Origin of the sequence: Mannheimia sp. USDA-ARS-USMARC-1261 (assembly GCF_000521605.1) — a bacterium.
GTDB classification, from domain to species: Bacteria; Pseudomonadota; Gammaproteobacteria; order Enterobacterales; family Pasteurellaceae; genus Mannheimia; species Mannheimia indoligenes.
On record NZ_CP006942.1, the window covers coordinates 108,738 to 124,165 of the forward strand.

The following is a 15,428-nucleotide window of genomic DNA, read 5'->3' on the forward strand; positions in this document are numbered from 1 at the left end:
CCTAAAAATGACTAATATGACAAAATTAGTCAATTTTAGGATTATTTTTAGGAGAAAAGTTTGCAAAATTATCTCGATCAAATCGGCGATACTTGTACCAATATGTTGATAAGTTACGGCTTGTTCGCAAAAAAGCATCAAATTAATGAAAATGAATTAGCCATTCTCTATACGCTTTGGGTAGAAGGAGCTTGTACCCAAAAACACATTGCTGAAAAATGCCAAATTGCCAAACAAACGATTAATACGCTATGCAGGCGGTGGGAAATTGAGGAAATTTTGCAAAGTGTTATCAGTGAGCAAGATAGACGAGAAAAAACCTTGTATTTTACGGATAAAGGCAGAGCATTTGCTCAACCTATTATTGAAGAATTACTGAGCAGAGAAAATCAAGTTATTAATGCGTTTGGCATACAGAGAATAAAATTTTTACTTGATGAGTTTAAAGCATTGCAAACTGCTTTAAGCCAAAAGCTGGAGAAACATAGTGGCTAGAACAATTCAGACGTTAAAAAATATTGCTAAGATTCACCGTTCGAAATTATTGGCAACCTTTTCGCTTGTGGCATTAGAAAATGTATTGATTTTGCTTTATCCACTTGTTGGTAGCTTTGCGGTAAATGCAGTATTGGCGGGCAATGTTTTCAACGCCTTAGTGTATGCTTTAGTGGTTTTAATTATTTGGGTGGTTGGTTCAGCAAGACGAGCGGTGGATACTCGAGCGTTTGTTAGAATTTATGCCGATTTACCCATCAAGGCAATTATTAATGAAAAGCAAAAAGGTACAACTTCTTCGGCAACGGCTCACGCAAACTTAGCTCGTCAATTTGTCGCCTTTTTTGAAGAGCATTTGCCGATTTTGATTACAGCTTCATTTTCAATTGTCGGCTCAGTAGTGATGTTGCTGATTATTGAATTTTGGTCAGGTGTGATTGCGTTGACGATTTTAATACTATTTTTGCTGATTTTACCGAGCTATACACGTAAAAATGATCGGCTCTATTTTAAACTGAATAATCGCCTTGAAAATGAAGTACATACTATCGAACGTATTAGAAATGCTGAATTGGTTAAACACTATGATTTGTTATCGAAAATTCGGATTGCCATTTCTAATCGTGAAGCAGTGAGCTTTTTGGTTATTGGCGTTGTGTTGAGCATTTTATTTGGCGTAACCTTAGCTATTCTTGCAAATAAAAAGGTAGAGGCTGGACATATTTATGCCGTCATTACTTATATGTGGAGTTTTGCAATGAGCCTTGATGATATGCCAAGATTGGTTGAAAAATTCTCAGAATTGAAAGATATAGGTAATCGAGTAGAGGTTTAACGATTAATTTATTGAACCTTTTCCAAAAGATAAAATCTTATAAATTGGGTCAAGGAGATTGACCGATTTGAAATTGATTAATAATGAGGGATTAATATGAAATCTATGTTAAAAGTTGTCGGAGTAGCCCTTTTAGCGGTTGCAGTATCAGGCTGTAACAATATGACAAAATCGCAACGTAATACAGCGATTGGTGCTGCTGTTGGTGGTGTTGCAGGCAATGTGATCGGTAATTCAACGGGTGCAACCTTAGGTGGTGCGGCACTTGGTGGTGTAATTGGTAGCCAAATCAAATAATTGCAAAAAATTGACAGAAATGAACCGCTTGTATCGCCAAAGAACAAGCGGTTTTGTTTTGTATAGATTTTGTAAATTATGGATTTCTTGCTTTTCTTTTTATTTTCTTTCTTTATAATGCACAAAGTTTTGAAACGAAACTTAAGTGAAGATTGTAATGTCAAAACGTAACACGCAACAACGCCGTCATTTAATTGTACAGATGGTACAATCGCAACAAGAAGTGAGTGTTGATGAACTCGCTACACTGTTTGAAACTTCAGAAGTTACCATTCGCAAAGACCTAACCGCTTTAGAAGAAAGTGGTTTTTTATTGCGAAAATATGGTGGAGCAGTGAAAATCCCATCAGAAATGATGGAGGAAGAATTTATTGAGCAACTTTCGATTCAAAAGAAAATGATTGCTCAAGCCGCTCGAGATTGTATTCGAGATCATAACCGTATCATTATTGATAGCGGCAGCACGACGGGGGCTTTGGTTAAAGTGTTAAACCAAACAGGTTTAGTGGTGATGACCAACTCGCTGAATTTAGCAGCGGAATTAACCTCTTTGGAATGCGAGCCAACAGTATTAATGACAGGTGGTACTTGGGATAGCCGTTCAGAATCTTTTCAAGGAAAAGTGGCTGAACAAGTACTACGTTCGTATGATTTTGACCAACTTTTCATTGGGGCTGATGGGTTAGATCTCGCTCGTGGAACAACTACTTTCAATGAATTGGTAGGGTTAAGTCAAGTGATGGCAGATGTGAGCCGAGAAGTGATTGTGTTGATTGAATCACAAAAAATCGGGCGAAAAATGCCTAATATTGAATTGGAATGGTCGAAAATCACCAAAATTATTACCGACAACCAATTAAGTTTCGAAACGAAAGAACAAATCGAAAAGATGGGTGTCGAAGTGCTTATTGCGAAGTAAGCATATTAAAACAGATATGTAGGGGCGAAGTACAATTCGCCCTCACAAGCAAAATTATTTTATCGTTATTTATTAATAGGAAAGCAAATTTATGTGTGGAATTGTAGGTGCAGTAGCACAGCGTGATGTCGCAGAAATCTTAGTTGATGGTTTACACCGTTTAGAATATCGTGGCTATGATTCAGCCGGTGTGGCGGTATTAAATGCCGATGAGAAAAAAATGCAGATCGTTCGCCGTGTCGGTAAAGTAAAAGCTTTAGACGATGCATTAGAAGCAAAACCATTATTAGGCGGTACAGGTATCGCTCATACTCGTTGGGCAACACACGGCGAGCCATCAGAAACCAACGCTCACCCGCACCGTAGCGGTAAAATTGCGGTGGTACATAACGGTATTATCGAAAACTACGAAGAATTAAAAGTTGTGTTACAAGAGCGTGGCTATGTGTTCCAATCGCAAACCGATACAGAAGTTATCGCACACTTAGTTGAGTGGGAATTGCGTTCAGCTTCTTCATTATTAGAAGCGGTACAAAAAACCGTAGTACAACTTCGTGGTGCATACGGCACAGTGGTATTAAACGAAGAAGAGCCGGAACATTTAATTGTAGCTCGTTCAGGCAGCCCGCTTGTAATCGGTTATGGTGTAGGTGAAAACTTCTTAGCTTCAGATCCGTTAGCATTATTAAGCGTTACCCGCCGTTTTGCTTATTTGGAAGAAGGCGATGTAGCAGAAATTACCCGCCGTTCTGTTGAGATTTACGACCGTCAAGGCAACAAAGTAGAACGTGAAATTCACGAAGGTAACTTTGAAGCAGATGCTGCTGATAAAGGTCAATACCGCCACTATATGCAAAAAGAGATTTTTGAACAACCGGTGGCAATTATGAACACCTTAGATGGTCGTATTAAAGACGGTAAAGTGGATCTTTCAGCGATTGCTCCAAATGCCACTGAGATTCTCTCTAAAGTGCAACACGTGCAAATTGTGGCTTGCGGTACTTCATACAATGCCGGTATGGTGGCTCGTTATTGGTTTGAATCTTTAGCCGGCGTAAGCTGTGATGTGGAAATCGCCTCAGAATTCCGCTACCGTAAATTTGTAACACGCCCGAACAGCTTATTAATCACGCTTTCTCAATCAGGCGAAACCGCAGATACTTTAGCGGCATTACGTTTAGCGAAAGAGTCTGGCTATATGGCGGCGATGACGGTGTGTAACGTGGCAAGTTCATCTTTAGTGCGTGAATCTGATTTAGCATTCTTAACCAAAGCCGGTGTGGAAATTGGCGTAGCATCAACTAAAGCCTTTACCACCCAATTAACCTGCTTATTGTTATTAAATGTGGCAATCGGTCGCTTACAAGGGAATATGAGCGAAGAAAAAGAGCATCACATCGTGCAATCTTTACAACGCTTACCAGCTCAAATTGAAAGTGCGTTAGTGTTCGATAAACAAATCGAAAAATTATCGGAAGATTTTGCTGACAAACACCACACGTTATTCTTAGGACGTGGCGAATATTATCCAATCGCAATGGAATCAGCCTTGAAATTAAAAGAGATTTCATATATTCACGCTGAAGCCTACGCAGCCGGTGAATTAAAACACGGTCCGTTAGCGTTAATCGACAGCGATATGCCGGTTGTGGTGGTTGCACCGGAAAATGATTTACTTGAAAAAGTGAAATCAAATATCGAAGAAGTACGTGCCCGTGGCGGTCAATTATATGTATTTGCCGATCACGATGCCGGCTTTGAAGAAGCAGAAGGCTTTAAAACCATCGTTCTACCAAAAGTAGATGAAGTAACTGCCCCAATTTTCTACACCGTGCCGTTACAACTACTTTCATACCACATCGCATTAATTAAAGGCACAGACGTGGATCAACCTCGTAACCTTGCAAAAGCGGTAACGGTAGAGTAACAAAAGAAAAACCTTATTCATCACTGAATAAGGTTTTTTTCTTCCTTGAAGCTTGCAAGCGGTCAAAAAAGTAGAATTTTTTGCAAATAGTCTATGCTAATCAATCGCAAGGTAAGCAATCCGTTCACTTACTTATTTTGCTAAAAGATCTTCTTTTTCGCCATAAACAGGAACTAAAGTTTTCTTATAAGCTTCTTTTAATTTGCCATTCGCTTTAAGTTCGCTAATTTCTTTGTTCACGAAATCAAGTAACGCTTTATTACCCTTTTGTACCGCCGGTGCAATTTGCTCAGATGGACCGATATTGCCAATTGCAACATCAAAGTCTACGTTCTCTTTTGCCCAAGCCCAAACTAATGCGTTGTCGTGTGCAAGAGCAACGCCACGTCCGTCTTTTAATGCATTAAAGGTTTCGGTGTTATGGTCGAATTTTAATAACTGAATTTCAGGGTGGTTTTTGCTGAAATAAGCATCAGCTGTTGTGCCTTTATTCACTAATAAGGTTTTGCCCTCAAGTTGTTTAACATCTGTAATTGGGGCATTTTTTGGAGAAACCACACCTAATGCTACGTTCATATAAGGCTCGGCAAAATCAACCACTTCCGCACGTTCAGGTGTTTTAGTAAAGTTGGCTAAGACTAAATCTACTTTATTTGATTTTAGGTATTCCACACGGTTTGCTGCTTCTGTGAGTACGAATTCCACTTTGTCAGGGCTACCTAGCAAATCATTAGCGATTTCTTTCGCAATTTCCACATCAAAACCTTGACTTTTACCATTAGCATCAATGTAACCAAATGGTGGTTTATCGCTAAATACCCCAATGCGGATTATACCTTTTTCTTTAATTTGAGCGACGCTATCTTTCGCTTGAGTAGAGCCATTGTTATCACAAGCAGTTAATGTAAAAGCTGCAAGTGCTGTTGCCAGTAAGGTTTTTAAGAGTGTTGAACGTTTCATAATAATTCCTCAAATAGTAGTTAATAATCTAAACCGTGTAAGAACTGTTTTGCCCGCTCGGTTTTCGGTGCTTTAAAAAATTCTTGTGGAGAAGATTGCTCGATGATTTCGCCTTTATCAATAAATACAATACGATCGGCTACCTTCTCTGCAAACCCCATCTCGTGGGTAACAATGAGCATTGACATTCCCTCATCTGCCAATTCCAATACCACATCTAACACTTCTCGTACCATTTCAGGGTCAAGTGCTGCCGTAATTTCATCTAGCAAAATAACTTCAGGGTTCATACACAACGCTCGAACGATGGCGATCCGTTGTTTCTGCCCGCCAGACAGTTCTCGTGGAAAAGCGGTTTTTCTATCAAATAAACCAACTCGTTTTAAGAGTAAATCTGCCTGAGCTTCCACTTCTTCCCGACTGCGTTTTTGAGCCTTTAATGGGCCAAGTAAAATATTTTCAATAACATTTAAATGGGAGAATAATTCATAGCTTTGGAATACCATTCCCACTTTTTGCCGAGATTGCTCCCAGCTCAAATCTTTGCCAAATTCACCGACACCTTGCATCGTAATTGTGCCACCTTGTTTATCTTCCAATCCATTAATACAACGAAGCAAAGTACTCTTACCACAACCGGAAGGTCCAAGCAGCACAACAACTTCGCCTTTATGCAAATCTAAACTCAGATTATTAATTGCGACAGTCTCGCCATATTTTTTATGCAAATTTTGAATAGAGAGTAAAGGCATATATGCGTTGGTTAAGTTATTTGATGAGTTCATTTTGCAAAAAAATTTTTAGGAAAGGAAATTATAAGACGCTATTTTGTATAACTTTTGATTATAAGAATAGAGCGGATTTTAGATGGGTTAGGTAACGGAAATGTTACCTAACCCTTAAGATTAATTTCATTTTACGTACGAATGATAACCTCAACTTAGTGGCGTTTTTGTTGAAGTAACCACTCAATCACTTCAGGGCTATTATAGATAGCGTCCCAAGTATTATAAGGGTTGTTATTGATGATGCCCTTTTACCGTATTGTCAAATGGGTCAAAGACTTGCTCATATTGTGGAACAAGAACAAAACTTGGTTCATAAGGTAAGGTTGCAATTGCATCTTTGCTCAAAATAAGGTGAGCAAGATTATCTGGACCAACCTGTCCTGAACCGTGTAGGAAAATAACAAGCGGGTAGTTTTTATCATTTTTTTGCAAGGGCGAATAGAGGCGATAGTTCAGCTTGTTTTCTGGATTATCTAAGAACACCTGTTTTGCTACGAAGTCGTCCAGGTAGGTTGTTTTGATGTTTTCAGGCTCAGAGGTTTGCAAAAAATTCAGGAATTCTGACCGCTTGTACTTTCTCGCTTTCTGCAATTTTGCCGTCTGCCTCTTTGATTTTGAATTTCATTGGTTCTTTGTTAGCTTCTTTTAAGTTATACGGCACAGCATTTTTATCTGCGGTATCTAATATTTACTTCTCCGTTAGGTTTAACTTCATCGGTTGCGTATAAGAAGGTAGAGAATGCTAGACCAGCAAGAAGAGAGAGTGGTTTTTTCATCATATTTCCTTGTATATAAAAATAGACTATGAGAGTGTTCTCATAGTCTATTTATCATTGATTACTTATTGAAGGTTTTATTTTGAGCCTTGATGTAGAGAGCGATAATTGCCATCACACCAACAGGGAATGCAAGGTCAAATAATGAACCATCGTTACCCCAAACAAGATTAGCTAGAATAACGCTAATGCCGCCGATACCCCACGCAATAGTGGTTGGTACAGACCAAACAATCATCTGTTTTTTCACATCATTGATACCCATCATTCGGTTTACCACCCAGAATAAGCTGTCGTTAAAGTAACCGAAGAAGAGTGAGCCCATTGTTGCCGCTTGTGCTGCTAATAACATATTCACGCCCGGAATTTGAGCTAAGATTGGAGCGGAAATAGACGCTGCTGTAATCATTGCAACTGTACCAGAACCCTGAATAAAGCGAACCATTGTTGAAACAATAAACGGAATTAAAATTGGCGAAATCGGTAATTGTGCAATTTGTTCTGCTAATTGTTTACCTGCACCGCTATCACGCAATACTGCACCTAACGCACCGCCAGCACCAGTTACTAATAAGATAATACCTGCAGTTTTAACCCCTTCTTCAAGATGAAGTGCAGTTGTATTTCTATCAGTATTTGGAAGAAGTGTATAAACAGCAACTAATACACTTAACGCAAGTGCAATCATCGGATGACCGACGAAAGCGAAGAATTGATAGATAGCTGATTGAGTTAATTCCGTATTGCCTTTTGCTGCTAAATCAAACATTGCTTTAATGAAAATTAGGGCAATAGGAAGCACGATAGGTAATAAAGATAAACCTAAACTCGGTAAATTTTTCTTCTCACGGCTTTCGATGTAGTCATCAAATTTTTGTTTTAACTCTTCTTGAGTGAAAACTTGTTGGTTGAACTCTGGGTATTTTTTATCTAACCATTTAGCATATAGAATAATTCCTACAACTGGTAATACTGCCATCGCCATACCTACTAAGAGCATTAAGCCAAGATCAACGTTGAATAAGCCTGCTACACCTAAAGGACCCGGTGTTGGCGGTACAGTGTGGTGTGTTACCACTAAGCCACCAGCAAGAGCAACTCCTAAGGTTAAGAGTGAGCGTTTACCGTTTTTTGCTAATGCTTTAGCTACAGGGTAAAGAATAACGAAAGCAGAATCGACGAAGATAGGAATACTAACTACATAGCCTGTGATAGCTAATGCCCATTCTTCTTTTTTCTTACCTAACATTTTGATAAAGCTGTATGCCATTTTTTCTGCTGCCCCAGAAACTTCAAGCACACTACCCATCATTACACCCAAGCCGATAACAATACCGATACCACCTAATGTGCCACCAAAACCTTTACTGATAGCACCTAAAGTATCATTTACGGACATTCCACCGATAAGACCAGCAAGGGCGGAGGCAATTAACATTGCAATAAATGCGTGAACACGTGTTTTTAATACTAAATAGACTAAGACAAATACAGCAATTAATAGTCCAATAATCGGAATGGGTAAGCCAAACATAGAATTGCTCCTAATTACATATCATATTGAATAAATTGTTGGATGACTTCTTTGAAGTTGTTATCAGCCGTAAAGCCAAGTTTGAGAGCTGTAGCCTTATCTATCTCAACCGGCCAGCTGGCAACAATATTGTTAATATTTTCATCAAATTTGAACTGGACTTTGTCTAAGATTTGTTCTCCTTTTATTGAAACTAAATCAGATAGCATTTGCTCTACGCTTACTGTAAAACCCGGTAGATTAATCACGTGCCAGTCGCGTGGTGGCAAACTAGGTAAAGTTAATGCGTGGATAAAGTTATTAATTACCGTATTCGGGCTGGAAAGCCATAAACGTAATGAGCCTGATACAGGGCAGGTAGCCTCTTCCCCGTGTAAAGGTTCACGGATAATACCGCTTACAAAAGAAGAAGCTGCTTTATTGGGTTTACCCGGGCGGATACAAATTGTAGGTAAGCGAAGCACAATGCCATCAACAAAACCCTTGCGAGAGTAGTCATTGATGAGCAATTCACACATTGCTTTTTGTGAGCCATAAGTTGATTGTGGTGTAACTGCTGTACTATCAGTAATTACATCTGGTAGCTCGCCGCCAAATACCGCTAATGAGCTAGAGAAAATAAAGCGAATATTCGGGTTATTTTTGCGACAAATTTCAAGGAGATTACGAGTTGCTAAGAAATTAATTTCATAACCTAAATCAGGGTCTTGCTCTGCATGGCTACTCACGATTGCAGCTAAATGGAAAATAGCGGTCGTTTTTTCGGTAATAATTGCATCTAAACCTTCTGGATTTCTTAGATCCATTTCTAAACAACGTACACGAGAGTCATTATTTGGTGCCGTTGGTTTAATCACATCAACTAACACTAATTCTTCAATTTTGTCTGAATGCTGAGTTAATAAGGTTTTTGCAAGGCGTTGTCCTAAAAAGCCTGCTCCACCTGTAATGACGATATTCATTTTATCTATCCTCTATTTATATTGCTCGAACCAACCTAATCCTGCGGTTGTTTCCGCTCTTGGTTTATATTCACAACCCACATAGCCGTCATAACCGATTTCATCGAGTTTGTTGAAAATGTATTCGTAGTTAATTTCGCCTTCATCAGGCTCGTGTCTATCCGGCACAGATGCAATCTGAATATGAGCAAATCTGCCGTTTAATTTATCGGTTAAACGAGAAAGATTGCCGTCCACATTCTGTGCGTGGAAATAATCAAGCTGAACAAATACATTGTCTCGATTAACGGCTTTTACAATTTCCAATGTATCAAACTGGCTTTTTAGCAGATAGTTTGGTTTTACTTCAGGGCTGAGTGCTTCCAGTAACACCTTGATGCCGTGCGGTTTAAATTTGTCTGCGGCATATTGCACATTTTTGATAAAAGTCTGTTTATAGGCTTCACGATCTTCGCCTTCCGACACAACCGCAGCCATAACGTGCACATTTTCACAACCTAATGCGAGAGCATATTCCAATGCCAAATCAATATCACGATGGCTGTCAGCTTCACGCCCCGGGATTGCCGAAACACCCCACTCACCCTTAGAAATATCACCTGCTGCAGTATTGAATAGCACTTGCTTTAAGCCGTATTTCTCTAACTTAGATTTGAGTTCTTCAGCTGGGTAGTCATAAGGCCAAAGGTATTCAACATACTTAAATCCTGCTTTTGCTGCCGCTTCGAAACGCTCTAAAAACGGCACTTCGTTAAACATCATCGTTAAATTTGCTGCAAATTTAGGCATTTTATTTTCCTCTGTTTTTTAGGTCATTCACTTCGTCATCAGTGAGATAACGGACTTTCTGACCCTGTAGAATAAAATGAAGTTTGGCGGTTTCTTCCAACTCTTCGGTGTTATCCACTGCATCAACTAAATCTGAACCTGTTACTACAACACCGTGATTTGCCAGTAAAAAGGCTTTACCATCTAAGGCTCTTTCGCCTAATTCTCTTGCAATATTGCTATCGCCCGGTCGGTAGTAAGGAATAACGGGCAATTTCCCAACACGCATTACATAGTATGGTGTGAAGGCTTTCATTGCGCTATCTGTGTCCAGATTTTCTAAGCAAGAAAGTGCAGTTAAATAAGTTGAATGTAGATGCACGATTGCTTTGCAATTTGGATTTTTCCGGTACATTGCCAAATGGAAAATCGATTCTTTAGAAGGTTTATCGCCCTCAAGTACATTTCCTTCCATATCTAGAACTGAAAGACTCTCAGCCTGTAGCCGTCCGAGTGATGAACCTGTTGGTGTAACTAAAATACGATTTTCATCTAAACGAACGGAAAGATTACCCGCTCCGCCTACAGTATAGCCTCGCTCAAATAAAGAGCGAGCGAGGTTTACCATTTCAATTTTTTGTTCTTGTTCGGTCATTGGTACATTCCTTGTGCATAAGAGAAGAAATCTTCTTTTCCAAAGTTTCCGGATTTCAATACAAGAAAAATTGGTTTTTCGACCGCTTGTAACCACGGCACACCCGGTGCAATTTGCTTACCGATGTGGAAACCACTAAATCCAAGCTGTTGAACTACAATGCTAGAGGTTTCACCACCTGCGGTAATAAAGTTGGTTACACCAAATGCGTGCAGTTTTTCCGCTAACTTGGCGAATGTTGTTTCAATAGCGTGGCTGGCTTTGTCGCCGCCGAATTGGGTTTGGATCTCTTTGAGTTTTTCCGGCGGTACTGTGGCATAAACCAAAGGAGCCAAGTCGCCATCTAAATTCTCAACAACCCATTGGTAGATTTCTTCTACATAGTTCGGGTTATTAATCGCTTTTTCTGCTTCTAAGAAATAGCTTGGAGCTTGTTGCTTGTACGCACTCACTTGGCTGTTCGTCATTACTGAGCAAGAGCCTGAAAGTACGACGGTTTTGCCTTTGCTTGGCACAAATGCATTCGTGCCTTTCTTACCACCTGAACGGTAAGCCGCCATATAAGCCCCTAAGCCTGAGCCACCGGTGACTAATTTGAAATCCGCCACGGCTTCGGCAAGTACCGCAAGTTGCGAATTATCCGCTGCATCTACAACGGCATATTTGTAGCCTTGTGCTTTTAATTCGGCAAAGCGAACTTTCACACGCTCCACTCCTTGAATCACATCAGCATAAGCAACCAACCCTGTTTTACCTTGAGATTGAGCGTCCATTAAACGCACTAAGTTGGCATCTTTCATGGGGGTAATTGGGTGGTTACGCATACCTGATTCACTTAACAGCACATCACCAACGAATAAGTAGCCGTTAAAGATCGTACGACCATTGATAGGCAAGGCTGGCGTTACTACGGTGAAATCAGTTTCTAATGCTGACATTAACGCATCGGTAACTGGGCCGATATTACCTTTTTCGGTACTGTCAAACGTTGAGCAGTATTTAAAATAGAATTGTGTGCAGCCGTTCTGTTTTAGCCATTCAAGGGCAGAAAGTGATTGTGCAATAGCCTCATCAACTGGGTTTGAGCGGGATTTCAAGCTAATTACAATCGCATCAACTTCGCCGTTTAATGCCGTTTTTGGTACACCGTTCATCTGCACGGTGCGTAAGCCATTTTCTACTAAGAAGCTGGCAATATCGCTCGCACCAGTAAAATCATCTGCAATAATGCCTAACATTAGTTGTCTCCCTTTTTTGGTAGCTCAATACCGCTGAAAATTTTGATGACCGCACTGTCATCTTCTTTGCCGTAACCTGCATTGCTTGCTTCAGTAAACATTGAGTACGCTGTGCTTGCTAAATGAAGTGGGAAGCGTAATGATTTTGCAGTGTCGTTTACTAAACCTAAATCTTTTACAAAAATATCTACCATTGAAAGCGGGGTGTAGTCGCCATCAACAACGTGTTTCATACGGTTTTCAAACATCCAAGAGTTACCTGCTGCATTAGTTACCACATCGTACATCAGATCTAACGGAATGCCGGCACGAGCGGCTAATGCCATCGCTTCTGCACCCGCCGCAATATGCACACCCGCTAAGAGTTGGTGGATAATTTTCACAGTTGCACTTAAGCCGATCTCTTCGCCGATGTTATAAACTTTTCCTGCAACAGCATCTAAAACAGGTTTTAGTTTCTCAAACGCTTCACTTGAGCCTGATGCCATTACGGTCATTTCACCTTGTGCTGCCTTAGCTGCACCACCTGAAACAGGGGCATCTAACATAATTAAGCCAAGATCTGTTAATTTCTGTGAAATCTCTTTCGCATCTTGTGCAGAAATGGTTGAAGACACCATCACCGCTGTACCTTTTTTCAGATGTTGTGCTAAACCGTTCTCGCCGAATAGCACAGCGTTCACTTGGTTGGCATTCACAACTAATAACAGTACTGCATCTAAATCAGCTGCAAACTCAACCGCACTATTGCCAACACCCTTTGCCCCTGCTGTTTTTAGGGTTTCTAAGTAAGTTGGATTTAAATCTACACCGTAGGTATCTAAACCAGCTGCGATACAAGATTTTGCAGCCCCCATACCCATTGCACCTAAGCCGACAACGGCAACGCTATATTTTTGACTCATTGTTTATTCCCTCAAATAAATTAATGAACTTGCTGGACGTATATTAACCAATCGGAAAGATAAAATCTGTGATGAAGATCACAAATATTAACAATTAATGTTAAATTTTGTGATTTTAATTTTGGAAGCTAAATCTGATATAATTTGTAACAACAACTAAAATTAGGCGAAAAAATGATTCCTATCGAACGACAACAAAAGATATTGCAATTTATTAATAATAATGGGGTGGCGAGCATTCAATTTTTGGCAGATAAGTTAAATGTGTCGCATATGACTATACGCCGTGATATTCAAAAACTTGAAGATGAAGGCAGAATTTCGTTAGTTTCAGGGGGGGCTCAATCTGTTGAGCGATTAGCGGCTGAGTTACCACATATTGATAAATCAACTTTATTTCACGATGAAAAATCCGCCATTGGTACTTTAGCGGCAAAGTTGATTTCAAACCATACTACTGTGTATCTTGATGCAGGAACAACAACCTTAGAAATTGCTCATCAAATTGCAGAGAGAAAAGATCTGCTGGTTATTACAAATGACTTTGTAATCGCTCATTATCTTAGTAATGCAGGAAAATGTGATTTAATTCATATAGGTGGGAGTGTTTGTAAAGAAAATTTCTCAACAACAGGTTCACTTGCTGCGGAGTTTCTTAAAAATCTTTCTATTGATATTGCCTTTATTTCAACTTCGTCTTGGAGTTTGAAAGGCTTAACAACGCCAAATGAAAATAAAATTCCTGTAAAAAAAGCGATATTGCAATCATCAAAACAGAATATTTTAGTAACCGATTCCTCTAAATATGGAAAGGTGGCTACTTTCTTTGTTTGCCCTTTAACCGTATTTGATCAAGTTATTTGTGATAACGGATTATTTGAAAATGTACAAGATGCACTTAAAGGGCTTGGGGTTAAGCTATATTTAGCCTAGTTATCAACTTTCCCATTTATGCTCTAATTTATTCGCCAATAATGAAAGTGGGTAGCAAATAATAAAATAAAGCACGAAAATGAGCCCATAAACGAAAAATGAAGCATTTGGGCTAGTGAGTAGCGAGTTTTCAATAATCTGTTGTCCTACTTTTACCACTTCAATTACCCCAATGAGTGCGGCAAGTGAGCTGGTTTTAATCATTCGAGTAAAGAGATTAATCGTACTTGGTAGCAGTCGGCGAGTACCTTGCGGTAACTCAATGTAGCGAAAAATTTGCATACGAGTTAAGCCGATTGCTTTGGCGGATTCGATTTGGTGTTTTTCGATTGAAGCTAAAGCCCCTCGTACTAAATCGCCCATTTCAGCTGTTCCCCATAAGGTAAATACCCAGATACAAACCCAAACACCGCTAATATGAATATCTAACCAAGTTGATAGTCCAAAATAGAGCATAAAGAGCCAAACTAAAATTGGTACAATGCGTATTGTTTCGAGGTAAAAACGAGCAAATCCGCGTACAATCAGGTTATTTGAACGCATAATCAAGCCAAATAATGTGCCGAAAACGAGCGATAGTGTAACGGATATAAAGGATATTTTAGCTGTTAGCCATAGCCCTTGAGCCAAGCGGGCGGCATTTTGCCCTTCCCATAACCAATCAAACCCCATATTTGGCCTTCCTTACTCTGTTTTCAAAATGACGGACCAGAAGCGATATTGGTAGCAAGATAATTAAATAAGCAATGAATAGCATAAATAACGCTTCGTTGGTTTTGTAATCCATACCAATAATATCTTTAGTAACAAATAATAATTCTGCTACGGCGATAGCACTAATAACAGAGGTTTCTTTAATTAAAAAGAGTACATTTGCCCCAATGGCTGGAATAGATACTGCCCACGCTTGTGGGAAAATAACATATCGGAAGATTTGGTAAGGTTTTAAGCCGATAGATTTTGCAGCCTCTGTTTGCCCTTTGGGAATAGCTTGTAAACCGGCTCGTAGGCTTTCTGCCATATAACTAGAACCCAGAAAAACTAAAGCGATTACACCACAAGTGAAGCCGTCCCACTTAATCCCTATTTTCGGTAAGCCATAGTAAAGGAAAAAGAGTTGAATGAGCAAAGGCGTATTACGAGAGAGCTCTATATAACCTTTTGCAATACTATCAAGCGGTCGTATTTTGTAAGTAGTAATAACGGCAACAATCAACCCGAAAAAGAGAGAAAGGGAAATTCCCCAAAACGAGAGTTGCAGGGTAAGCCAAGCTGCATCTAAAAATTTGGGGATACTGTTATAAATATAAGTCCAATTCATATTGCATAAACATTTTGGAGATAATGAAGGCTATTGTGTGAGAAGTAAAATAAAAAGGGAAAGAATTAGAACTACTTTTTTATAGAGATTAGTTATAAAAAAATCAGCACATTGC

General features: G+C 39.5%; 17 protein-coding genes. 6 read left to right on the forward strand and 11 right to left on the reverse strand.

Annotated elements, in window-relative coordinates; genetic code table 11:
* Nucleotides 1-60: 60 nt before the first annotated feature.
* The 5 genes from X781_RS00485 to glmS all read left to right on the forward strand — a co-directional run bounded on the left by X781_RS00485 (nucleotide 61) and on the right by glmS (nucleotide 4,473).
* The gene (locus X781_RS00485) at nucleotides 61-495 is read left to right on the forward strand and encodes a MarR family transcriptional regulator (RefSeq protein ID WP_025235045.1); all 435 of its coding nucleotides are present in this window, start codon (nucleotides 61-63) and stop codon (nucleotides 493-495) included.
* Nucleotides 488-1,330 (forward strand): ABC transporter six-transmembrane domain-containing protein, encoded by an 843-nt coding sequence (locus tag X781_RS00490; RefSeq protein WP_235068756.1) that lies wholly within the window; start codon nucleotides 488-490, stop codon nucleotides 1,328-1,330. The genes X781_RS00485 and X781_RS00490 overlap by 8 nt, the downstream gene beginning before the upstream one ends.
* Before the next feature lie 96 nt (nucleotides 1,331-1,426).
* Nucleotides 1,427-1,627, forward strand: a complete 201-nt coding sequence (locus X781_RS00495; RefSeq protein WP_025235047.1) for a glycine zipper 2TM domain-containing protein — start codon at nucleotides 1,427-1,429, stop codon at nucleotides 1,625-1,627.
* A gap of 157 nt (nucleotides 1,628-1,784) precedes the next feature.
* Complete coding sequence (locus tag X781_RS00500) at nucleotides 1,785-2,546, forward strand: DeoR/GlpR family DNA-binding transcription regulator (protein WP_025235048.1); 762 nt, start codon at nucleotides 1,785-1,787, stop codon at nucleotides 2,544-2,546.
* Nucleotides 2,547-2,637: 91 nt separating this feature from the next.
* On the forward strand, nucleotides 2,638-4,473 hold the full coding sequence (glmS, locus tag X781_RS00505) for a glutamine--fructose-6-phosphate transaminase (isomerizing) (protein WP_025235049.1): 1,836 nt from the start codon (nucleotides 2,638-2,640) through the stop codon (nucleotides 4,471-4,473).
* Nucleotides 4,474-4,605: 132 nt separating this feature from the next.
* Here the strand turns inward: glmS and X781_RS00510 are convergent, their stop codons facing one another.
* The 9 genes from X781_RS00510 to ltnD all read right to left on the reverse strand — a co-directional run bounded on the left by X781_RS00510 (nucleotide 4,606) and on the right by ltnD (nucleotide 13,059).
* On the reverse strand, nucleotides 4,606-5,433 hold the full coding sequence (locus X781_RS00510; protein WP_025235050.1) for a cysteine ABC transporter substrate-binding protein: 828 nt from the start codon (nucleotides 5,431-5,433) through the stop codon (nucleotides 4,606-4,608).
* 20 nt (nucleotides 5,434-5,453) lie between these two features.
* The gene (locus X781_RS00515; protein WP_025235051.1) at nucleotides 5,454-6,185 is read right to left on the reverse strand and encodes an amino acid ABC transporter ATP-binding protein; all 732 of its coding nucleotides are present in this window, start codon (nucleotides 6,183-6,185) and stop codon (nucleotides 5,454-5,456) included.
* Nucleotides 6,186-6,452: 267 nt separating this feature from the next.
* Nucleotides 6,453-6,767 carry a hypothetical protein gene (locus tag X781_RS12455; RefSeq protein ID WP_025235052.1) on the reverse strand — a complete coding sequence of 105 codons (315 nt, stop codon included), beginning with the start codon at nucleotides 6,765-6,767 and terminating at the stop codon, nucleotides 6,453-6,455.
* A 291-nt stretch (nucleotides 6,768-7,058) separates the two neighbouring features.
* Nucleotides 7,059-8,531, reverse strand: a complete 1,473-nt coding sequence (locus X781_RS00525) for a GntT/GntP/DsdX family permease (RefSeq protein WP_025235053.1) — start codon at nucleotides 8,529-8,531, stop codon at nucleotides 7,059-7,061.
* 14 nt (nucleotides 8,532-8,545) lie between these two features.
* Nucleotides 8,546-9,493: a D-erythronate dehydrogenase gene (denD, locus tag X781_RS00530; RefSeq protein WP_025235054.1), complete on the reverse strand. Its 948-nt coding sequence runs from the start codon at nucleotides 9,491-9,493 to the stop codon at nucleotides 8,546-8,548.
* Between the two features lie 12 nt (nucleotides 9,494-9,505).
* Complete coding sequence (otnI, locus tag X781_RS00535; protein ID WP_025235055.1) at nucleotides 9,506-10,282, reverse strand: 2-oxo-tetronate isomerase; 777 nt, start codon at nucleotides 10,280-10,282, stop codon at nucleotides 9,506-9,508.
* A 1-nt stretch (nucleotide 10,283) separates the two neighbouring features.
* Nucleotides 10,284-10,916 carry a 3-oxo-tetronate 4-phosphate decarboxylase gene (gene otnC, locus X781_RS00540; RefSeq protein WP_025235056.1) on the reverse strand — a complete coding sequence of 211 codons (633 nt, stop codon included), beginning with the start codon at nucleotides 10,914-10,916 and terminating at the stop codon, nucleotides 10,284-10,286.
* Nucleotides 10,913-12,154, reverse strand: a complete 1,242-nt coding sequence (gene otnK / locus X781_RS00545) for a 3-oxo-tetronate kinase (protein ID WP_025235057.1) — start codon at nucleotides 12,152-12,154, stop codon at nucleotides 10,913-10,915. The genes otnC and otnK overlap by 4 nt, the downstream gene beginning before the upstream one ends.
* Nucleotides 12,154-13,059, reverse strand: a complete 906-nt coding sequence (gene ltnD / locus X781_RS00550; protein WP_025235058.1) for an L-threonate dehydrogenase — start codon at nucleotides 13,057-13,059, stop codon at nucleotides 12,154-12,156. Before ltnD ends, otnK begins: the two co-directional genes overlap by 1 nt.
* Nucleotides 13,060-13,233: 174 nt before the next feature.
* Between ltnD and X781_RS00555 the strand changes: the two genes are divergently transcribed.
* Nucleotides 13,234-13,992, forward strand: coding sequence for a DeoR/GlpR family DNA-binding transcription regulator (locus X781_RS00555; protein ID WP_025235059.1), 759 nt, complete (start codon nucleotides 13,234-13,236; stop codon nucleotides 13,990-13,992).
* Nucleotides 13,993-13,995: 3 nt separating this feature from the next.
* Here the strand turns inward: X781_RS00555 and X781_RS00560 are convergent, their stop codons facing one another.
* Nucleotides 13,996-14,664, reverse strand: a complete 669-nt coding sequence (locus tag X781_RS00560) for an amino acid ABC transporter permease (RefSeq protein WP_025235060.1) — start codon at nucleotides 14,662-14,664, stop codon at nucleotides 13,996-13,998.
* Nucleotides 14,654-15,313 (reverse strand): amino acid ABC transporter permease, encoded by a 660-nt coding sequence (locus X781_RS00565; protein ID WP_025235061.1) that lies wholly within the window; start codon nucleotides 15,311-15,313, stop codon nucleotides 14,654-14,656. The genes X781_RS00560 and X781_RS00565 overlap by 11 nt, the downstream gene beginning before the upstream one ends.
* Nucleotides 15,314-15,428 lie beyond the last annotated feature (115 nt).

Excerpts from the sequence above, each read along its gene's own strand:
- X781_RS00495 (WP_025235047.1), top strand. The coding sequence starts at position 1,427 with ATGAAATCTATGTTAAAAGTTGTCGGAGTAGCCCTTTTAGCGGTTGCA.
- X781_RS00500 (WP_025235048.1), top strand. The coding sequence starts at position 1,785 with ATGTCAAAACGTAACACGCAACAACGCCGTCATTTAATTGTACAGATG.
- glmS (WP_025235049.1), top strand. The coding sequence starts at position 2,638 with ATGTGTGGAATTGTAGGTGCAGTAGCACAGCGTGATGTCGCAGAAATC.
- X781_RS00510 (WP_025235050.1), bottom strand. The coding sequence starts at position 5,433 with ATGAAACGTTCAACACTCTTAAAAACCTTACTGGCAACAGCACTTGCA.
- X781_RS00515 (WP_025235051.1), bottom strand. The coding sequence starts at position 6,185 with ATGCCTTTACTCTCTATTCAAAATTTGCATAAAAAATATGGCGAGACT.
- X781_RS00525 (WP_025235053.1), bottom strand. The coding sequence starts at position 8,531 with ATGTTTGGCTTACCCATTCCGATTATTGGACTATTAATTGCTGTATTT.
- denD (WP_025235054.1), bottom strand. The coding sequence starts at position 9,493 with ATGAATATCGTCATTACAGGTGGAGCAGGCTTTTTAGGACAACGCCTT.
- otnI (WP_025235055.1), bottom strand. The coding sequence starts at position 10,282 with ATGCCTAAATTTGCAGCAAATTTAACGATGATGTTTAACGAAGTGCCG.
- otnC (WP_025235056.1), bottom strand. The coding sequence starts at position 10,916 with ATGACCGAACAAGAACAAAAAATTGAAATGGTAAACCTCGCTCGCTCT.
- otnK (WP_025235057.1), bottom strand. The coding sequence starts at position 12,154 with ATGTTAGGCATTATTGCAGATGATTTTACTGGTGCGAGCGATATTGCC.
- ltnD (WP_025235058.1), bottom strand. The coding sequence starts at position 13,059 with ATGAGTCAAAAATATAGCGTTGCCGTTGTCGGCTTAGGTGCAATGGGT.
- X781_RS00555 (WP_025235059.1), top strand. The coding sequence starts at position 13,234 with ATGATTCCTATCGAACGACAACAAAAGATATTGCAATTTATTAATAAT.
- X781_RS00560 (WP_025235060.1), bottom strand. The coding sequence starts at position 14,664 with ATGGGGTTTGATTGGTTATGGGAAGGGCAAAATGCCGCCCGCTTGGCT.
- X781_RS00565 (WP_025235061.1), bottom strand. The coding sequence starts at position 15,313 with ATGAATTGGACTTATATTTATAACAGTATCCCCAAATTTTTAGATGCA.